Raw genomic sequence first — 3,284 nt, 5'->3', positions numbered from 1 at the left:
CTCAAACCGCCCGGCGCACCATCAATTCCTTGATCTTGCCGATCGCCTTGGTCGGGTTGAGCCCCTTCGGGCACACGTCGACGCAATTCATGATCGTGTGGCAACGGAACAGACGGTACGGATCTTCCAGGTTGTCGAGTCGTTCGCCCGTCGCTTCGTCGCGGCTGTCCGCGATGAAACGATAGGCCTGCAGCAAGCCCGCGGGTCCCACGAACTTGTCCGGATTCCACCAGAAGCTCGGACACGACGTCGAGCAACTCGCGCACAGAATGCACTCGTACAGGCCGTCCAGTTCGTCGCGCTCGACCGGCGATTGCAGACGCTCCTTCTCCGGCGGCGGCGTGTCGTTGATCAGGTACGGCTTGATTGAATGATACTGGTTGAAGAACTGCGTGAAGTCGCAGATCAGGTCACGCACCACCGGCAGACCCGGCAGCGGACGCAGCACGATCTTCTGCGGCAGCTCGTTCAGGTTCGTCAGGCACGCCAGACCGTTCTTGCCGTTGATGTTCATCGCGTCCGAACCGCACACGCCCTCGCGGCACGAACGACGGAACGACAATGTCTCGTCCACTTCCTTCAGCTTCACCAATGCGTCCAGCAGCATGCGTTCATGCGTCAGATCGAGCTCATACGTCTGCATGCGCGGCGCTGCGTCCTTGTCCGGATCGTAGCGATAAACTTCAAAGATTCTCTTGGCCATTTCTCTATCCTCGTGCCTTAGAAGGTGCGTGCCTTCGGCGGCACCGATTCGACCGTCAGCGGCTTCATCTGCACCGGCTTGTAGTCCAGCCGGTCACCCTCGCTGAACCACAGCGTGTGCTGCATCCAGTTCTCGTCGTCGCGATGCTCGTAGTCGCTGTGCGCATGCGCCCCGCGGCTTTCCTTGCGCGCTTCCGCCGACACCATCGTCGCGCGCGCCACCTCGATCAGGTTCGCCAGTTCCAGCGCCTCGACCTTCGCGGTGTTGAACACCTTCGACTTGTCCTTCAGATGCACGTGCTTCACGCGCTCCGCCACTTCCGCGATCTTCTCGACGCCGTCTTCCAGCAGCTTGGCGGTACGGAACACGCCTGCGTGCGCCTGCATCGTCGAGCGGATGTCGTTGGCGATGTTCTGCGTGTATTCGCCCGACGTGGACTTCTCCAGCACCGCGAGACGTTCCATGGCGAAGTCGGCGGCATCGGCCGGCAGCGGCTTGTGTTCCTTCAGCTCACGCGCATGCTTGATGATGTGATTGCCCGCCGCGCGGCCAAACACCACCAGGTCCAGCAGCGAGTTCGTGCCCAGGCGGTTCGCGCCGTGCACCGAGACGCACGAGCATTCGCCCACGGCGTAGAAGCCGTTGACCGGATCGTTGTAGCCCTTGGACGTACCGACAACCTGACCATGCATGTTGGTCGGAATGCCACCCATCTGATAATGGATGGTCGGCACGACCGGGATCGGCTCCTTGATGCAGTCCACGTTCGCGAACTTCAGCGCGATCTCGCGAATCGACGGCAGACGCTTCATGATCGTCTCGGCGCCGATGTGCGACAGGTCCAGCAGCACGTGATCCTTGTTCGGACCCACGCCGCGGCCTTCCTTGATTTCCTGATCCATCGAACGCGAAACGAAGTCGCGCGGCGCCAGATCCTTCAGCGTCGGCGCATAGCGCTCCATGAAGCGGTCGCCATTCGAGTTGCGCAGGATGCCGCCCTCGCCGCGCACGCCTTCGGTGATCAACACGCCCGCGCCGGCCACGCCTGTGGGGTGGAACTGCCAGAACTCCATGTCCTGCAGCGCGATGCCCGAGCGCGCCGCCATGCCCAGGCCGTCGCCGGTGTTGATGAACGCATTGGTCGAGGCCGCGAAGATACGTCCCGCGCCGCCGGTTGCGAACAGCGTGGTCTTGCCTTCGAGGATATAGACCTCGCCCGTTTCCATCTCGAGCGCGGTGACGCCGAGCACATCGCCTTCGGCGTCGCGGATCAGGTCCAGCGCCATCCATTCGACGAAGAAGTGCGTCTTGGCCGCCACGTTCTGCTGATACAGCGTGTGCAGCAGGGCGTGACCGGTACGGTCAGCGGCAGCGCACGCACGTTGCACCGGCTTCTCGCCGTAGTTCGCCGTGTGCCCGCCGAACGGACGTTGATAGATCGTGCCGTCCGCGTTGCGATCGAACGGCATGCCCATGTGTTCGAGTTCATACACGGCATTGGGCGCTTCGCGGCACATGAACTCGATTGCATCCTGGTCGCCGAGCCAGTCGGAGCCCTTGATGGTGTCGTAGAAGTGATAGTGCCAGTTGTCTTCGCTCATGTTGCCGAGCGACGCACCGATGCCGCCTTGTGCAGCGACCGTATGCGAACGCGTCGGGAACACCTTCGAGAGCACGGCGACGGAGAGCCCCGCGCGCGCCAGTTGCAGCGAGGCGCGCATGCCCGAGCCGCCCGCGCCGACGATGACCACGTCAAAGCGACGACGCGGCAGGGAAGTCTTGATTGCAGCCATGTTCTTTACACTCTCCAGAGAATCTGTGCGGCGTAGCCGGCGCATCCGATGAGCCACAGGATGGTCAGCACCTGAAGGAACAGGCGCAGGCCCATGGGCTTGACGTAGTCCATCCAGATGTCGCGAATGCCGACCCACGCGTGATAGAACAGGCACAGCAAGACGACGAAGGTGGCGAGCTTCATCCACTGCATCGCGAAGATGCCTGCCCAGCCTTCGTAGGAGAAGTTCTGCGCGCCGAAGAACAGCACGAGCAGCACGATGGTGTAGACGGCCATCGCGACGGCGGTGATGCGTTGCGCGAGCCAGTCGCGCAGACCGTAGTGGGCGCCGACGACCAGGCGCTTGGGGCCGACTCGATTGTGGGTTGCCATGTTTTTATAAACTCCTTAGAAGGCGCCGAAGAGCTTGAGCGCCATCGCGAGCGTGAGCAGCAGCGAGACGATCAGCACGATCATGGCGCTCTGCTTGCCGCCGTCCTTGCTCACGCCGACGTGCGTATCGAGCAGCAGAAAGCGGATGCCCGCGCAGAAGTGATGCAGATACGCCCACGACAGCACGAGCGTGATGATCTTGACGATGGGGTTGGCGAGGAAGCCCTTGAAGGCGTCGAAACTGATTTCCGACGTAAGGCTCTGATCGAGCAGGTACAGGATGAACGGCAGGCACACGAAGAGCAGCAGGCCGCTCACGCGATGCAGGATGGAGACCTTCCCCGCCAGCGGCAAGCGATACTTCGCGAGTTGGCCGAGTCCGATGTTCCGGTACTCGGGCCTTGGTTTTTTTAC

The 3,284-nt window shown here is 62.1% G+C and carries 4 protein-coding genes; all 4 read right to left on the bottom strand.

Annotated elements, in window-relative coordinates; all coding sequences use genetic code 11:
• Position 1: 1 nt before the first annotated feature.
• A complete protein-coding gene (locus QCE63_RS35410; RefSeq protein WP_050454292.1) occupies positions 2-703 on the bottom strand; it encodes a succinate dehydrogenase iron-sulfur subunit in 702 nt (233 codons plus the stop codon).
• A gap of 17 nt (positions 704-720) precedes the next feature.
• Positions 721-2,496 (bottom strand): succinate dehydrogenase flavoprotein subunit, encoded by a 1,776-nt coding sequence (gene sdhA / locus QCE63_RS35405; protein ID WP_309839912.1) that lies wholly within the window; start codon positions 2,494-2,496, stop codon positions 721-723.
• Positions 2,497-2,501: 5 nt separating this feature from the next.
• The gene (sdhD, locus tag QCE63_RS35400; RefSeq protein WP_309839909.1) at positions 2,502-2,870 is read right to left on the bottom strand and encodes a succinate dehydrogenase, hydrophobic membrane anchor protein; all 369 of its coding nucleotides are present in this window, start codon (positions 2,868-2,870) and stop codon (positions 2,502-2,504) included.
• Between the two features lie 15 nt (positions 2,871-2,885).
• A partial coding sequence (gene sdhC, locus QCE63_RS35395; protein WP_309839907.1) for a succinate dehydrogenase, cytochrome b556 subunit occupies positions 2,886-3,284 on the bottom strand: 399 nt, incomplete at its 5' end.

The organism is Caballeronia sp. LZ065, assembly GCF_031450975.1.
Taxonomy (GTDB): Bacteria; Pseudomonadota; Gammaproteobacteria; order Burkholderiales; family Burkholderiaceae; genus Caballeronia.
Note: the sequence above shows the minus strand (reverse complement) of the source record. Positions and strands in the feature narration are given on the sequence as shown.

What these genes read in the sequence shown, in the direction of transcription:
- QCE63_RS35410 (WP_050454292.1), bottom strand. Translation starts at nt 703, where the DNA reads ATGGCCAAGAGAATCTTTGAAGTTTATCGCTACGATCCGGACAAGGAC.
- sdhA (WP_309839912.1), bottom strand. Translation starts at nt 2,496, where the DNA reads ATGGCTGCAATCAAGACTTCCCTGCCGCGTCGTCGCTTTGACGTGGTC.
- sdhD (WP_309839909.1), bottom strand. Translation starts at nt 2,870, where the DNA reads ATGGCAACCCACAATCGAGTCGGCCCCAAGCGCCTGGTCGTCGGCGCC.